This is a genomic window from Pseudorhodoplanes sinuspersici (genome assembly GCF_002119765.1).
GTDB classification, from domain to species: Bacteria; Pseudomonadota; Alphaproteobacteria; order Rhizobiales; family Xanthobacteraceae; genus Pseudorhodoplanes; species Pseudorhodoplanes sinuspersici.
In genome coordinates this window covers 5,385,727-5,401,549 of the sequence record NZ_CP021112.1, presented here as the reverse complement: position 1 = coordinate 5,401,549, position 15,823 = coordinate 5,385,727, and the positions used below count along the sequence as shown (strand labels likewise).

The 15,823-nt window shown below is 61.9% G+C and carries 15 protein-coding genes; 11 read left to right on the top strand and 4 right to left on the bottom strand.

Going from position 1 to position 15,823, the window contains the following annotated elements:
- The first annotated feature begins 133 nt into the window (after window positions 1-133).
- The 3 genes from CAK95_RS26340 to CAK95_RS26330 all read left to right on the top strand — a co-directional run bounded on the left by CAK95_RS26340 (window position 134) and on the right by CAK95_RS26330 (window position 2,505).
- Window positions 134-1,282 (top strand): Ppx/GppA phosphatase family protein, encoded by a 1,149-nt coding sequence (locus CAK95_RS26340; RefSeq protein WP_086090648.1) that lies wholly within the window; start codon window positions 134-136, stop codon window positions 1,280-1,282.
- The gene (locus tag CAK95_RS26335; protein WP_086090647.1) at window positions 1,279-1,974 is read left to right on the top strand and encodes an RlmE family RNA methyltransferase; all 696 of its coding nucleotides are present in this window, start codon (window positions 1,279-1,281) and stop codon (window positions 1,972-1,974) included. The genes CAK95_RS26340 and CAK95_RS26335 overlap by 4 nt, the downstream gene beginning before the upstream one ends.
- A gap of 177 nt (window positions 1,975-2,151) precedes the next feature.
- Window positions 2,152-2,505, top strand: coding sequence for an HU family DNA-binding protein (locus tag CAK95_RS26330; protein ID WP_086090646.1), 354 nt, complete (start codon window positions 2,152-2,154; stop codon window positions 2,503-2,505).
- 136 nt (window positions 2,506-2,641) lie between these two features.
- Here the strand turns inward: CAK95_RS26330 and CAK95_RS26325 are convergent, their stop codons facing one another.
- Entirely contained in the window at window positions 2,642-4,099 is a 1,458-nt protein-coding gene (locus CAK95_RS26325) for a DHA2 family efflux MFS transporter permease subunit (protein ID WP_086090645.1), read from the bottom strand.
- 184 nt (window positions 4,100-4,283) lie between these two features.
- On the opposite strand from CAK95_RS26325, the gene CAK95_RS26320 reads away from it, so the two are divergent.
- Together CAK95_RS26320 and CAK95_RS26315 are read left to right on the top strand one after the other, a co-directional pair.
- The gene (locus CAK95_RS26320; RefSeq protein WP_086090644.1) at window positions 4,284-4,538 is read left to right on the top strand and encodes a hypothetical protein; all 255 of its coding nucleotides are present in this window, start codon (window positions 4,284-4,286) and stop codon (window positions 4,536-4,538) included.
- Between the two features lie 340 nt (window positions 4,539-4,878).
- On the top strand, window positions 4,879-6,816 hold the full coding sequence (locus tag CAK95_RS26315; RefSeq protein ID WP_086090643.1) for a hybrid sensor histidine kinase/response regulator: 1,938 nt from the start codon (window positions 4,879-4,881) through the stop codon (window positions 6,814-6,816).
- Window positions 6,817-6,866: 50 nt separating this feature from the next.
- Here CAK95_RS26315 and CAK95_RS26310 read toward each other — a convergent pair whose 3' ends face one another.
- Window positions 6,867-7,274, bottom strand: a complete 408-nt coding sequence (locus tag CAK95_RS26310) for a hypothetical protein (RefSeq protein ID WP_086090642.1) — start codon at window positions 7,272-7,274, stop codon at window positions 6,867-6,869.
- Between the two features lie 124 nt (window positions 7,275-7,398).
- Here CAK95_RS26310 and CAK95_RS26305 point away from each other — a divergent pair, with 124 nt between their 5' ends.
- Together CAK95_RS26305 and guaB are read left to right on the top strand one after the other, a co-directional pair.
- Entirely contained in the window at window positions 7,399-8,193 is a 795-nt protein-coding gene (locus tag CAK95_RS26305) for a helix-turn-helix transcriptional regulator (RefSeq protein ID WP_086090641.1), read from the top strand.
- A 98-nt stretch (window positions 8,194-8,291) separates the two neighbouring features.
- Window positions 8,292-9,797, top strand: coding sequence for an IMP dehydrogenase (gene guaB / locus CAK95_RS26300; RefSeq protein WP_086090640.1), 1,506 nt, complete (start codon window positions 8,292-8,294; stop codon window positions 9,795-9,797).
- Here the strand turns inward: guaB and CAK95_RS26295 are convergent, their stop codons facing one another.
- Entirely contained in the window at window positions 9,798-10,508 is a 711-nt protein-coding gene (locus tag CAK95_RS26295) for a ZIP family metal transporter (protein ID WP_086090639.1), read from the bottom strand.
- A 110-nt stretch (window positions 10,509-10,618) separates the two neighbouring features.
- Between CAK95_RS26295 and CAK95_RS26290 the strand changes: the two genes are divergently transcribed.
- From CAK95_RS26290 to guaA, 4 genes are read left to right on the top strand one after another with little or no spacing between them, the layout of a single operon-like run.
- Window positions 10,619-11,647: an NADP-dependent oxidoreductase gene (locus CAK95_RS26290; RefSeq protein ID WP_086090638.1), complete on the top strand. Its 1,029-nt coding sequence runs from the start codon at window positions 10,619-10,621 to the stop codon at window positions 11,645-11,647.
- A gap of 12 nt (window positions 11,648-11,659) precedes the next feature.
- Entirely contained in the window at window positions 11,660-12,088 is a 429-nt protein-coding gene (locus CAK95_RS26285; RefSeq protein WP_086090637.1) for an MAPEG family protein, read from the top strand.
- 58 nt (window positions 12,089-12,146) lie between these two features.
- Window positions 12,147-13,445, top strand: a complete 1,299-nt coding sequence (locus CAK95_RS26280) for an RsmB/NOP family class I SAM-dependent RNA methyltransferase (RefSeq protein WP_086090636.1) — start codon at window positions 12,147-12,149, stop codon at window positions 13,443-13,445.
- A 46-nt stretch (window positions 13,446-13,491) separates the two neighbouring features.
- Window positions 13,492-15,057 carry a glutamine-hydrolyzing GMP synthase gene (gene guaA, locus CAK95_RS26275; RefSeq protein ID WP_086090635.1) on the top strand — a complete coding sequence of 522 codons (1,566 nt, stop codon included), beginning with the start codon at window positions 13,492-13,494 and terminating at the stop codon, window positions 15,055-15,057.
- Between the two features lie 57 nt (window positions 15,058-15,114).
- Here the strand turns inward: guaA and CAK95_RS26270 are convergent, their stop codons facing one another.
- Complete coding sequence (locus tag CAK95_RS26270) at window positions 15,115-15,759, bottom strand: TetR/AcrR family transcriptional regulator (protein WP_086090634.1); 645 nt, start codon at window positions 15,757-15,759, stop codon at window positions 15,115-15,117.
- Between the last annotated feature and the right edge of the window lie 64 nt (window positions 15,760-15,823).

Below are 15,823 nucleotides of genomic sequence, written 5' to 3'. Positions count from 1 at the left end.
CTTTGGCATGCCTGTTTCCCATTGGTTGCAAGGCCTGCCGCCTCTCTCTAGACTTTGCCCGAACTTTGAACACAAAGCCGCCGGAGCGCCCCGAAACAGGGTCTCAGGGCGAAAGCGCGGCAGGACGAGCTTGATGAATGACGAGGTGCGGGCGACCGGCCTCGATCCCGCGCGTGACCGAGCGCTGGTCGATCCTGCGCACAGGTTCGGTTACCGGGGGGATCGAGGCTCGCCCCAGGTGCAGACGTCTCGTGACGGACGCGTGGAGTTTTCCACGGCCGGTGCTGATCTTTGCGGCCCGACCTATGCCGCGCTGGATCTCGGTACCAACAATTGCCGTCTGCTGGTGGCGCGCGCGACCCAGGACGGCTTCCGTGTGGTCGATGCTTTTTCCCGCATCATCCGGCTGGGCGAGGGAATCACCACCTCCGGCCGGATCGGCGAGCCGGCCATCACCCGCGCCATCGAGGTGCTCTCGATCTGCCGCGACAAGATGCGCAACCGTGGTGTCACCCGCATGCGCCTGATCGCCACCGAGGCCTGCCGCCTCGCCGAGAACGGCGTCGCTTTTCTTGATCGTGTGCGCGAAGACGTCGGCATCGCACTGGAGATCGTCGATCGGGAAACCGAGGCCATGCTGGCGGCGATCGGGTGTACGCCCCTGGTCGATCCGGATTCGGATGGGGCTATTCTGTTCGATATCGGCGGCGGTTCGTCGGAGATCGCCAAGCTCGGCCGCTCGCATGCGTGTCATCAAGGTCCGCCTCAGCCGGATGTGCGCGGTTGGGTGTCGCTGCCGGTCGGGGTCGTGACACTGGCCGAGCGCCATGGCGGTGTCGTCGTCACACGCAAGATCTTCGAAACGATGGTCGAGGAAGTCACGGCCCATATGTCGGACTTCGTCCGCGAGCATGCTTCGGCTCATTCCTGTGCGATGCATCTGCTCGGGACTTCCGGAACGGTGACGACGATTGCCGGCGTGCATCTCGGTTTGCGGCGCTACGACCGGAGGAGAGTCGATGGCTGCTGGATGATGGACGCCGAAGTCAGCGACGTCATGGATCGGCTGCTGACCATGTCTTATGACGAGCGCGTCGACAATGCGTGTATCGGAGCGGAGCGTGCTGATCTCGTACTCGCCGGTTGCGCCATTCTCGAAGCCATCCGCCGCGCCTTTCCGAGTGCACGGTTGCGTGTTGCCGATCGCGGTTTGCGCGAAGGCATGCTGGTGCAGATGATGCGAACCGACGGCATCTGGCGCGAAGCGAGTGTGGTTTCGTGAAAGGTCCACGCAGCAGCAGCGGTGGCGAGCGTGAACTGAAGACGCGAGTGAAGACCGGAAAAAGCCGGTCGCTGTCGTCGAAGCTCTGGCTCGAGCGTCAACTCAACGATCCCTATGTCGCGCGCGCCAAACGCGAAGGCTATCGCTCGCGTGCGGTCTACAAGCTTACCGAGATCGACGACAAGTATCGCTTCCTGAAACCCGGCGCGCGCGTGGTCGATCTTGGCGCGGCGCCCGGCGGCTGGAGTCAGATCGCCGCCAGGCGCGTTGGTGCGACCGAAGGCAAAGGCCGCGTGATCGCCATCGACATCCTGGAGATGGATGCGATCCCCGGTGTCGACAGTCTGCTGCTCGACTTTCTCGATCCGGATGCGCCGGACATTCTGAAAGAGAAGCTCGGCGGCAAGGCCGATATCGTCTTGTCCGATATGGCCGCCAATGCCACCGGCCATCGCAAAACCGATCATCTCAAGATCATGGGACTGGTCGAAGCGGCGGCGGAATTCGCGACGGAGATATTGAATCCGGGTGGCGTTTTCCTTGCCAAGGTGTTGCAGGGCGGCACCGAGGGAGAGCTTTTAAGCCTTCTAAAACGCAGCTTTTCGAGCGTCAAACACATCAAACCCGCGGCCAGCCGGGCCGATTCCGCTGAATTATATGTGTTTGCGACCGGCTTCCGCGGGCAAAATTGACGCTTTGCTGCCTCGATTTAGCCCGGTTTTATTGACGTTTCTGTGTATGAGGGCCTTCCGAGGCCCATTTTACCGATATTTTTGAGCTTTGAGGCTTGCAGACGCTTCGCATCGGCCTGCGAATCTCTTATTCGGAAACACTTGCGCATACCCGCGCAGTTAAGAGGGCATACTCCTATGGCGGCAAAAACGAAGACAAAGGCGGCTGCAAAGTCGACAGCGAAGAAAACGGCAGCTCCGAAGGCTGCGGCAGCGGGCAAGATCACGCTGAAGCAGATCGCGGCGGTCCTCGCTGAAGATCATGAGCTGACCAAGAAGCAGGGCGAGGCGATGCTCAACGATTTCGTTGCGATCATCACCAAGCACCTGAAGAAGGGCGAGCGCATTCGCCTCACCGGTCTCGGCATCCTGCAGGTCCGCAAACGCGCTGCACGCATGGGCCGCAACCCGGCCACCGGTGAAGCCATCAAGATCAAGGCGAGCAAGAAGATTGCCTTCCGCGCCGCCAAAGAACTGAAAGAAGCGGTCTGATCGCTTCCGTTCTAATGCCGCTCTTCCCCGCGCATGCGGGAATCCAGAATCATCTCGATTGATCTTCGATTCTGGGTCCCCGCTGTCGCGAGGACGAGCGGGTTAGAGACCGATCTAAAACAATATCGATGAGCGTTTATCCGGCCCGTTGATCGGATGTTTCGCCCGCCGCGATCGGCTCGGCTTTGACCGCATCCACCTCGGCCTTGTCAGGGGCGCGGCCTGACATTTCCGCGCCCGCATCGGCGGGCAATTTCCAGAACAGCAACGCTGACGACGCCGATATCGCTGCGACCACCAGGAACGCGGGCGTGAAGTCGGCCGGCGTGAGCTCGGTGGCGCCGCGCCATGTCAATGACAGCTCGACGAGCAGGGCGCCGACCGCAACGCCGGTCGAAATCGATAGCTGTTGCCCGACCGATGCCAGCGCTGTCGCGCGGCTCATGCGGCGTGGATCGATGTCGGCGTAAGCAATCGTATTGACCGCAGTGAATTCCAGCGCCCGGAAAAAGCCGCCGATCAGGAGAATGATTGTCAGCACCATCACCGGCATGCCGGGCCGGAAGATCGCACAGGCGGCGATGAAGACAGAGCTTGTAATCGCGTTGACGATCATCACCCGCTTGAAGCCAAAGCGTGCGATCGTGCGAGAGGCGACTGTCTTCATGCCGAGGGCGCCAACGGCGCCGGCGAACGTAACAAGTCCGGATTGAAACGGTGTCATGCCGAAGCCGGTTTGCAGCATCAGCGGCAGCAGAAACGGCATGGCGCCAATGCCGAGCCGGAACAGATAGCCGCCGATCAGGCTGGCGTTGAATGTCGGAGTACGCAGCAGCGAGAAATCGAGGATCGGCGCCGGCACGCGCCACGAATGAAAGACATACGCTGTCATCGCGACTGCGCCGACGCCGATCAGCGCGACGACGACCGGCCATGGCAGCATATCGAGGCCGGCGACCGACAAGCCGAAGGCCAGTCCGGCAACACCAATACCGGCCAGCACCATGCCGATGCCGTCAAACGGCTCCTGATGGTCCGCCGGCACCGGATCGATATAGAGCGTGGCAAGGATGATGCCGAGCAGACCGATCGGGATGTTGATCAGGAAGATCCAGTGCCATGACGCATAAGTCGTGATGAAGCCGCCGAGCGGCGGGCCGACGACGGGGCCGATGAGTGCGGGCACCGTCACCCAGGCCATCGCGCTGACGAGTTCGCGTTTCTCAATCGTGCGCACCAACACCAGACGTCCGACCGGTGTCATCATCGCGCCGCCGATGCCCTGAATGATGCGGGCCACGACGAAGCCTTCGAGAGATGAGGCGATGGCGCAGCCGATCGAGCCGACCATGAAGACGGCAATGGCAGCGCGGAAGACGCTGCGCGCCCCGAAGCGATCGGCGGTCCAGCCGCTGGCGGGGATGAAGACGGCGAGCGAGAGGAGATAGGAGGTCACGGCCAGTTTCAGCGCCAGCGGATTGGTACCGATATCCGCCGCAATGGCCGGCAGCGATGTCGCGATGACGGTGGAGTCGAGATTCTCCATGAACAGGGCGCAGGCCACGATCAGCGGCACGAGGCGGTGATGATGCATGGAGCGTTTGGTCCGGCGAGAGGAGCCTTTCAGTATTTTAATCTGATCCGAAAACCCAACATCTTGCGGTGGAAGCTGACATTCCTACATGGAATGGCTGCAAGATGCCGATGTTCGGCATCGGAACACTTGTCGCGACGAAAGTTCTGCGGACAAAGTTCTGCGGACTTGGGAGAGGCCCTGAATGATCTACGTTCTCGCGTTTTTCCTGCCGCCGCTGGCGCTGTTGCTCAACGGCCAGGTTTTCGCGGCCATCTTCAACGCCATCCTGTTTGTACTGTTCCTGGTGCTGGGACTGTTGTTCCTGTCGCCCTGGCTGTGGGCGATTGCGCCGGCGCATGCGATCATTGCGATCTACATGCGGCGCGAGGATCGCCGGCATCGCGAGATCGTCGATGCCATCGAAAAGCACGGCGCGCCTCCCGGCTGGAGGCCTTAACGGCGTTTCAAGCCGCGCGCGGGTTGTCCGGCGCGCGATCTCTTTTATCCCACCATGTTCGAGAACATGGCCGCGGCCGCGCCGCTTGTTCAGGCCGCGCTGCGTTAACCATGCACGCGTGAGCAGCGTGGAGGCCCGATCGAACGACCGGGGATCATTTCGGCAGCGCGAAAACTCGCGAAGCGGCCACCGGCTTGCGGCATAAAGCCTTTGTCCGTGCTGCCCCCTGCGCTTCATTAACTCTATCCACTGGACTGGACGGGAATTTTCGTCGATTTTTGGAACAATTATTTCCCCACATCATTGAGTGAAGTTAATCCAGGGCGCCAAAGGAATTGGCATGTCGACCGAAGGGCTGCCCCAGGCTGCCGAAACACGGGATTTATTCGAGGGTGAACGCCGGTTCCGGCTCCTGGTCGAGGGGGTCGTCGACTACGCCATTTACATGCTCGATCCCGCAGGGCGCATCACCAACTGGAACGCCGGGGCGGAGCGCATCAACGGCTATCGCGCATCCGAGATTGTCGGTCAGCATTTCAGCAAGCTTTATACGCTCGAAGATCGCGACGCCGGCAAGCCTGCAAAGTTCCTCGAAACGGCACTCCGGCAAGGCAAGTTCGAGGATGAGGGCTGGCGGCTGCGCAAGGACGGCAGCCGGTTCATGGCGTCGGAAGTCATCGCGCCGATCAATGAGGGCAACAAGCTGATCGGCTTTGCCAAGATTATCCGCGACATCACCGAGCGCCGTAAGGCGCAACAGGCGCTCATCGAGAGCGAGCGGCAGTTTCGCATGCTGGTCAGCGGCGTGACCGATTATGCACTCTATATGCTCGATCCAAAGGGATATGTGACGAGCTGGAATGCCGGCGGCCAGAACATCAAGGGCTATCTGCCGGACGAAATCATCGGCCAGCATTTTTCCAGGTTCTACACGGAAACAGATCGTGCGGCCGGCCGGCCGGCCCGCGCGCTCGCGATCGCCTCCGAAGCGGGCCGCTACGAGGAGGAGGGCTGGCGTGTCCGCAAGGACGGTTCGTTCTTCTGGGCCAGCGTTGTCATCGATCCGATCCGCAACGATGACGGCAGCCTCGCCGGCTTTGCCAAGATCACCCGCGATATCAGCGAACGGCGCGAGGCCCAGCTTGCGCTGGAGAAAGTCCAGCGGCAACTGGCTGAAGCGCAGAAGATGGATGCGCTCGGGCAGCTGACGGGCGGCGTTGCACATGACTTCAACAATCTCCTGATGGTGGTGGCCGGTCATGTGCAGACGATCAAGAAGGCTGTTGCCAACGATCCGAAGATGCAGCGCGCGACGCAGGCGATCGAACTCGCAGCACAGCGTGGCGCCAATCTGACGCGGCAATTACTGTCCTTCTCGCGACGTCAGCGCGTCAATCCTCAGGCGATCGATGTCGGGGCGCGGGTCGAGGCGATACGGGATGTGCTCACAAGTGGGCTCGGCAAGGGGATCCGGCTGGTTTTCGATATCGCGCCGAATGCGTGGCCGATCACGGTCGATACCAGCGAGTTCGAGATCGCGTTGGTGAATCTCGTCGTCAATGCACGCGATGCTCTGCCGAGTGGCGGAACGGTCACCATCTCGGCCACGAATGTGCATATCGAGGAAGCGCCGCTGAATGGCGATTATGTTGCATTGTCCGTTACCGATACGGGAGTCGGTATTCCGGACGATGTGATGAGCAAGGTGTTCGATCCCTTTTTCACCACCAAGCCGGTCGGCAAGGGCACGGGACTCGGTCTGTCGCAGGTGCACGGTTTTGTGCATCAGGCCGGAGGTACGGTGAAGGTGTCGAGTGCGCTGCGCAGCGGCACGTCGATCACGATGTATCTGCCCCGTGCAACGGGCGGCGTCGTGACGGAAGACAAGAAAGATACACCGGCAAGTGTTGTGCATACCGGCACGGTGCTTCTGGTCGAGGACAATCCGGATGTCGCCACCGCCAGCGCTGAACTCTTGAACCAGCTTGGTTACTCCGTCCGCTGGGTACCGGATGCAACGACAGCTTTGCAGGAGCTCGAGCGCGACGGCGTCGATGTCGTGTTCAGCGATATCGTCATGCCCGGCACAATGGACGGCCTTGGTCTGGCGCTGGCGATCAGGCAAAAGCATCCCGAACTGCCCGTCCTGCTGGCCACCGGCTACAGCGAGGCCGCGCGAAATGCGCCGGCGGATGTCCCAATCCTGCGCAAGCCGTATCAAATCCATGAACTGAGCCGCGCGCTGTCGGATCTGACCCGGCTGCATTCCCATCATTGAAAATCCGCCGCGTGACCGCGCGGCGGATTTTTGTTGTGGGTTTTTCAGTCTCATTCCCGATCGGCACGCTTCACGCCGATCCATTGCAGCATCGCCAGCGCACCGACCGTCACCGCCTGCATCACGACAAAGGCAGAACCGAGCAGCGTCGGCGCGACCCATCCACTGGCGAGCAGCACGAAGCTGTCGATCGTCCACATCGCGTTATAGGCGATGATCGCCAGAACAGCGGCGCGTGGCGGCGCCTGGCGCAAGCCGACGATCAGCACGATGGCGGCGAAGGGCAGGAGGCTCAACCCGGCATAGCGCATCAGCGCCGCCGGCAAGCCAAGCCACTCGGTCAGAAGCTCCGCGCCGGTGGCCAGCAGCAAACCCGTGGCGGTGCTGGCCACAGCATCCGCCTGCAGAGCACGGCGAACGAACAGGTGCGTATCGGTCTTGTCGATCGTGATCGTCATAGTCTTCTCCGTCAGTGAAGCCGGCTGGCAGCCGGTGTTGCCTGACCATGCCGCGCAACCTGGGTGTCGGTCGATTACCTCGGAGGTCATGGAAATCGCCGTCAGTCGCCGCTAGCTTCCCTGCATGCAGACATCTCTTCATTTCGGCTCCCAGCTTCGCGAATGGCGGCTGCGCCGCCGCATGAGCCAGCTCGATCTGGCGCTTGATGCAGACATCTCGACCCGGCACCTCAGCTTCGTCGAAACCGGCAAGTCGCAGCCATCACGCGACATGGTATTGCGTCTGGCCGAGCGGCTGGATGTGCCGTTGCGCGATCGCAATGTGCTGCTCAGCGCCGCCGGCTTCGCGCCGGTGTTTTCCGAACGCAAGCTGGACGATCCGGCCTTGCGAGACGCGTGCAAGGCGGTCGATCTTGTGCTGAAAGGACACGAGCCTTATCCGGCGCTGGCGATCGATCGCCACTGGACGCTGCTCGCCGCCAACAAAGCGGTGCCGCCGCTGCTCGCCGGCGCATCGGCCGAACTCACCACGGGGCCGGTCAACGTGTTGCGGCTCAGCCTGCATCCGCAGGGCCTCAGCTCACGCATCGTTAATCTTGCGCAATGGCGCGCGCATCTGCTGGAGCGGCTGCGCCGTCAGGTCGAACTCACCGCCGATCCCGTCCTGGCGGAACTGCTGAAGGAACTGCAGGCGTATCCGGTGCCGCGTGCGGCAGGCCCGGCGCCGAAAGCCGTGTCCGAGGTGGTGGTGCCATTGCAGCTTCGCGCCGGTGACACGGTTCTGTCATTCATCTCGACAACCACGGTGTTTGGGACGCCGCAGGAAATCACGCTGTCCGAACTGGCTCTGGAAACCTTCTTTCCGGCCGATGCACAGACCGCGGAAATATTACGCGGGAGAGGCCCGGCCGCGCCCTGACAAGGGCTTTGCCGGCCAGCCGGTCCATGCTATCCGCCCGTGCCAACCGCGATTCCGAACTGCCTTGCAGGAGCCGGAATCCATCGCTAGGTATGGCAATGGCAAATCCCACACCGCATTTCACCAACGGCGCCCCCCGTGAGGCGCTGACCTTTGACGACGTCCTGCTGCAGCCGGGCTTGTCCGACGTCATGCCCTCGGACGTCGATATCCGCTCCCGCATCACCCGCGATATCACCCTGAATATTCCGATTATCGCCTCGGCGATGGACACGGTGACCGAGGCCCGCATGGCGATCGCCATGGCGCAGGCCGGCGGCATGGGGGTTCTCCACCGCAACATGGAGCCGGACGAACAGGCCGCGCAGGTGCGGCAGGTCAAGAAGTTCGAATCCGGCATGGTGGTCAATCCGCTTACCATCGCCCCGAATGCGACGCTCGCCGATGCCTTCGCGCTGATGAAGGACAATGGCATCTCCGGCATTCCGGTGGTTGAAGGCGGGGGCGGCGGGAAAGCCGGCAAGCTCGTCGGGATCCTGACCAACCGCGACGTGCGTTTCGCGACCGACCCCTCGCAAAAAGTCTCGGATCTGATGACCAAGGATCGCCTGGTCACCGTGCGCGAGAATGTCGGACAGGATGAAGCCAAGCGTCTGCTGCACCAATACCGGATCGAGAAGCTGCTGGTGGTCGATGCCGATTACCGCTGCGTCGGCCTGATCACGGTGAAAGATATCGAAAAGGCGGTCGCCAACCCGAATGCGTGCAAGGACGAGCAGGGGCGTTTGCGCGTCGCTGCGGCCAGCACGGTCGGCGACAAGGGATTCCATCGCACCGAGCGGCTGATCGACGCCGGCGTCGATCTCGTGGTGGTCGATACCGCGCACGGCCATTCGCAGCATGTTCTCGATGCCGTGAGCCGCATCAAGCGTCAGTCAAACAAGGTGCAGGTGGTGGCCGGCAATGTCGCGACTGCCGATGGCGCCAAGGCGCTGATCGATGCCGGCGCGGATTCCATCAAGGTCGGCATTGGTCCGGGCTCGATCTGCACCACGCGTATGGTGGCTGGCGTCGGTGTGCCGCAGCTCACCGCGATCATGGATGCGGTGGAAGCGGCGAACAAGAGCGGCACGCCGGTCATCGCCGATGGCGGCATCAAGTATTCCGGCGATCTCGCCAAGGCGATTGCGGCGGGTGCCAGTTGCGCGATGGTTGGTTCGCTGCTTGCCGGTACTGACGAAACGCCCGGTGAAGTGTTTCTCTATCAAGGCCGTTCCTACAAAACCTATCGTGGCATGGGTTCGGTTGGCGCGATGGCGCGCGGCTCGGCCGATCGTTATTTTCAGCAGGACATCAAGGACGCACTGAAGCTGGTACCCGAAGGCGTCGAGGGGCAGGTGCCGTATAAGGGCGCGACCGCGACGGTGTTGCATCAGCTCGCCGGCGGTTTGCGCGCGGCGATGGGTTATGTCGGGGCGAAGACGGTCGAGGACCTTCACAAGAAGGCGACCTTCGTGAAGATCACCAGCGCCGGCCTGCGCGAAAGCCACGTGCATGATGTGACGATCACCCGCGAAAGCCCGAACTATCCGGGTCGGGGGTGATCACTCCGCGACGTAATAGCGTATTTCATAATTCTCATTCTTGTTTGGCTTGCGGGGCTGGGAATCGGCCTTTCCATCGTCGAGATAATCGACGCGCTGCCAGTCGCCGTAGAATTTCGCCGGGCGCGGCGTCGACGCCAGCTTGATGCTGAACAAGAGCCTCGGCGTCTCAGGAAGCGAGACAATCAGCATGCGTGACGATGTGCGCGTATAGAGCGGCGTGAATCCGCTCAGCACCGGCCGGTTGCCGTCATGCCAGATCCACTGCTCGTCAAGCTGCGGACCGACACGCTGCGAGCCGGCATGCAATTCGATGTTGATATCGTTGCGGTTCGGCACGGGCGCACCTTCCGGCAACCGGATCTCGAACAGCATGCGCGGACTAGCGCCAGAGAAATGTTCGACGGTAGCAAGCCTGATCTGGACGCCAATGGTGGTGAGAATGCCGAGGACAATGACAATAAGCGCCGTCCGCCCGGCAATGGCGCCAAAGCCACGATAACGTCCTCGATAGCGTAGCGTCAGGATGGTCGCGGTGAAAAAGCCGATGACGCCGCCAATCAGCCCGATCAACAGGGTGAAATAGCCGGAGCCGCCTTCGAAGCTTGAGATCGCCAGCGCATCGACCAGCAGCAGGCCGACACCGATACCTGCGAAGATGCCGGCTGCGCCGCCAATGAGCCCGGCGACCAGGGCGATGATAATGTTCATGTGGGAGATGGCTTGATTCGTGGAGTATCCTTGTGTCGCGTGCCGGAGCGCTGCGGTTCAAGGCGGCCCAGTGATGCGCGACACGGTGTGGGAGCGCAGGAGAAAAGTAAATGACGGAAACAGCCCGCCGCTTTGTGCTCGCCTCACGGCCTGTCGGCGAGCCGAAAACCACCGATCTGCAGCTTGAGGAGTTCGCCGTGCCGCAGCCCGGCACCGGCGAGGTGTTGCTGCGGACGCTGTTCCTGTCGCTCGATCCCTATATGCGCGGGCGCATGAGCGATGCGAAGTCCTATGCCGCGCCGGTGCCGATTGGCGGCGTGATGGAAGGCGGTACGGTCAGCGAAGTCATCGCCTCGAACAATCCGAAATTTGCCGTGGGCGATATCGTGCTCGGCCGGACCGGCTGGCAGACGCATTCGCTCTCCGATGGCGCAAGCCTGCGCAAGGTCGATCCATCGCTCGTTCCGATCTCCACCGCGCTCGGCGTGCTCGGCATGCCGGGCATGACCGCTTATGCAGGCCTGCTTGAAGTCGGGAAACCAAAAGCGGGTGAAACGCTTGTCGTTGCGGCGGCCTCGGGCGCAGTCGGCGCGATGGTGGGGCAGATTGCCAGGATCAAGGGGCTGCGCGTCGTCGGCATTGCCGGTGGCGCCGACAAGTGCCGCTATGTGAAGAATGAACTCGGCTTTGACGATTGCATCGATCACCGAGCGCCCGATCTGCCGGGCCGTCTCGCGACCGCCTGCCCGAACGGCATCGATATCTATTTCGAGAATGTCGCAGGTCCCGTTCTCGATGCGGTGCTGCCGCTGCTCAACACTTTCGCCCGGATTCCGATTTGCGGGACCATCGCCCATTACAACGATACGGCGCCGCCGGCCGGTCCCGACAAGCTGCCATCGGTGTGGCGCATGATCCTGTCCAAGCGGCTCACCGTGCGCGGATTGCTGGTGACGGATTTCGCCACGATGCATGACGATTTCCAGCGCGACGTGTCGGGCTGGCTGAAAGACGGTCGCATCAAGTACCGCGAAGACATCGTCGCCGGCTTCGAGAATGCACCGCGCGCGCTGATCGGCCTCCTGCGCGGCGAGAATTTCGGAAAGCTGCTCGTGCGTGTTGCCGAACGCTCAACCTGACCGGAGATCGTTATGTCGGTGCAAATGGTGCTGCTGCCGCTCTTCGTGCTGGTGATCCTGACATTCGCCATCGGCATCGTGATGGCTGTGCGACGGCAAGATGCGTTCCGCTCCGGTCAGACACGCTGGCAGGATATCGCCGTTACGCATGAAGGCTGGCCAAGACAATGCATGCAGGCGAGCCACGCCTTTTCCAACCAGTTTGAATTGCCGGTCCTGTTCTACGTCCTGACGATCCTGGCGCTGATCACCAAACAGGCCGATTTGATCTTCGTAATCCTCGCTTGGATTTTCGTGATCATGCGCGTGCTTCAGGCCGGCGTGCATCTCACCAGCAATCATGTGCCGACGCGCGGTGCATTCTATGCAGTCGGTGCCGTGGTTCTCATAATCATGTGGGGCGTCTACATCGTCCGTATTCTGACGCTGCCCTGGCCGTAGACGCGATAGGCACGCATCGGCCCTTGTCATGAGGTGCCGTTGCCTCTAGGTGGCTGCGATGACACCTGCAGCCCGTATTTCCGCCGCCATCGAGGTTCTGACCGACATCGAAGCCCGTCGCAGACCTGCCAACGACGCTCTCAAGGACTGGGGCCTGGCGCACCGGTTTGCCGGATCAAGCGACCGTGCGGCGATTGCAGGCCTCGTCTACGACGCGCTGCGCCGCCGCGCCTCGAGCACCTATGTGATGGGCGAGGTGACGCCGCGGGCCAACATGCTCGGCATGCTGCGGCTGGAACGCGGGCTCGACGTGGAGGCCATTGCAGCCTTGTTCAGCGGCGCACGCTTTGCGCCCGAGCCGATGAGCGATGCCGAGCGCGAGCGCGTCGCCGCGGCCAACCTTGACGACGCACCGCCGCACATCGCCGGTGATTATCCGGAATGGTTCGATGGCAGCTTCGCCGCCGTCTTCGGTGAAGCGCGGGTGGAGGAGGGGGCGGCTCTGGCTGCACGCGCGCCGCTCGACCTTCGAGTCAATACGCTGAAGGTGGAACGCGACAGCGAGACAGCAGAACTCGCAGAGTACAATCCCGAACCGACCGGATGGTCGCCCGTCGGCCTGCGCATCGTCGTGGCGCCGGGGTCCAGGAGTCCGGCCATCCAGTCCGAGCCGTCCTTCATCAAGGGCGGCATCGAAATCCAGGACGAAGGCTCGCAATTGGCGGCCCTGTTTTCCGGAGCCAGGCCCGGCGAGCAGGTCGTCGACCTTTGCGCGGGCGGAGGCGGCAAGACGCTGGCGCTGGCAGCCATGATGGAAAATACCGGCCAGATCTTTGCCACCGATACCGACAAGCGCCGCCTGTCGCCCATCCATGCCCGTCTGGAGCGCGCCGGTATCCGCAACGTTCAGGTCCGCACGCCCCGTGGCTCGACCGAAATTCTTGAGGATTTGAAGGGCGTTATCGACCTCGTCCTGATCGACGCGCCGTGCAGCGGCACGGGCTCCTGGCGGCGCAATCCGGATGCGAAATGGCGCATGCGGCCGGGCGCGCTGGAGATACGGCAGAAGGATCAGACGGCGGTGCTCGACCGCGCCGTGCCGTTGCTGAAGCCCGGCGGCCGCATCGCCTATATCACCTGCTCGGTGCTCGATGAGGAGAATGGCGCGCAAATCCGCGCCTTTCTGGCCCGTCATCCTGCATTTTCCGTGGAAAAGCCGGACCGGGTCGCGGCGGTGCTTGGGGAGCGCGGCTATCTATTCACCAAGGCAGCTCTTATCTCCGGGGACGGGTTGCTGATGACCCCGCGCCGCACCGGCACCGACGGATTTTTCGTCAGCATCCTGCGGCAAAACTAGCATATCAGCCGCTCGACACCGTCAGAATCTGTCTCTAAAACCCGCCATGGCGCAGACACCCCAGCACGACAAACTCCTCATCATCGATTTCGGTTCGCAGGTCACGCAGCTCATCGCAAGGCGCGTGCGCGAGGACGGCGTTTATTCCGAAATCGTCCCGTTCCAGAAGGCCGAAGACGCGTTCAAGGCGATGCAGCCGAAGGCGGTGATCCTGTCCGGCGGCCCGGCATCGGTGCACGAGCAGGGTGCGCCGCTGGCCCCGCCCGCGATCTATGACGCCGGCGTGCCGGTGCTCGGCATCTGCTATGGCGAACAGGCGATGGCGCAACAACTCGGCGGCAAGGTCGAGGGTGGCCATCACCGCGAATTCGGCCGCGCCGAAGTGACGGTAACCGACGATACGACGCCGCTGTTCGATGGCGTCTGGGAGAAGGGCAAAAGCTATCCGGTCTGGATGAGCCACGGCGATCGCGTCACCGTGCCGCCGGAGGGCTTCCGGACCGTTGCGACATCGCCGAACGCACCGATCGCGGTGATCGCCGACGACAAGCGGAAATTCTACGCGACGCAATTTCATCTCGAGGTCGTGCATACGCCGCAAGGCGCGGCGCTGCTACGCAACTTCGTGCGCAAGATTGCCGGCTTCACCGGCGACTGGACCATGCGCGCGTTCAAGGAAGAGGCGATCGAAAAGATCCGCGCACAGGTCGGCAAGGGCAGGGTGATCTGCGGTCTGTCCGGCGGTGTCGATTCATCGGTCGCGGCCGTGTTGCTGCATGAAGCGATCGGCGATCAGCTCACCTGCGTCTTCGTCGATCATGGTCTGCTGCGTCTCAACGAAGCCGAGACGGTGGTGCAGCTGTTCCGCGATCACTACAACATTCCGCTCGTGCATGTGCAGGCCGAAGACCTGTTCCTGAAGGAGCTGGCCGGCGTCGACGATCCCGAGAAGAAGCGCAAGATCATCGGCAAGCTGTTCATCGATGTGTTCGAACAGGAAGCCAGGAAGATCGGCGGCGCCGATTTCCTCGCCCAGGGCACGCTCTATCCGGATGTGATCGAAAGCGTGTCGTTCACCGGCGGACCTTCGGTAACGATCAAGTCGCACCACAATGTCGGCGGCTTGCCCGAACGCATGAATATGAAGCTGGTCGAGCCGCTGCGCGAACTCTTCAAGGATGAAGTGCGCGAACTCGGCCGTGAGCTCGGTTTGCCGGAAGTGTTTGTCGGACGCCATCCGTTTCCGGGACCGGGGCTTGCCATTCGCTGCCCCGGTGCGGTCAGCAAGCCGCAGCTTGATATCCTGCGTCAGGCGGATGCGATTTATATCGACGAGATTCGCAAGGCCGGTCTGTATGACACGATCTGGCAAGCGTTCGCGGTGATTCTGCCAGTGAAGACCGTTGGCGTGATGGGGGACGGCCGCACCTACGAGCATGTGCTCGGGCTTCGCGCTGTGACGTCAACCGACGGCATGACGGCTGATTTTTATCCGTTCGATATGAAGTTTTTGGGCCATGTCGCAACGCGCATCATCAACGAGGTGAAGGGCGTCAATCGCGTCGTCTATGATGTGACCTCAAAGCCGCCCGGCACCATTGAGTGGGAGTAAGGGAAACGGCGAAGCGTCGACCGCATCCCGGCCAAGCTGCCCGGAGCAATCAAGTACTTATCCGCCCGCGTGGTCGTTGCCACCGTGCGCGGCGATGAACATGGCGACGGCCGACCGGCAATAGGATTCGATTTCCCTGTCGTCCTCTGCTCTCGCCCGATCGAAGCCTGCGATAATCAGGAGATCGGATCCTTTGAAAAGCGCGGCAAACAAGCGGGCGGACCGGAGAGGATCGGGCACATTCAGAAGCGCCTTCGCGTGTAGCTGACGCAACAGGGCCTCGAGTTGGGCGATGACATGGGCGGGGCGGGCCTCGTAATGGAGCTTGCTTAGCGACTTTTGATTCGTCTTGTCGGCCATGATCATGGCTTCGACATTGCTGACTTCCGGCCTCATCAGCGTGCGAAGCAGGGATGATCCCACCGCCATGAGCTGATCTTCGGCCGAACCGTCGACGCCTTCAAAAAAGGTCTGCGTAAACTGATGGCAGCCGGCCGCGATAGCCGCGCTGAACAGCGCCTCCTTGTTTTCGAAGTGCCGATAGATGCTGAGCTTCGAGATCTTCGCCCGCTCAGCGACCTTGTCCAATGTCGTCGCTTGAAAACCCAATTCCACAAAGAGTTCGCACGCGGCGTCGATAATCGTTTGGCCAAGCGCCTGGTTGGCGGGCCGGCCGCGCCGGCCTCGGCTGTTTTCGGTCACGACATTTCCAGTACTTGACAGTATCCTAATTCTCGAATTACGATACCATGTAGTATCCGAAATG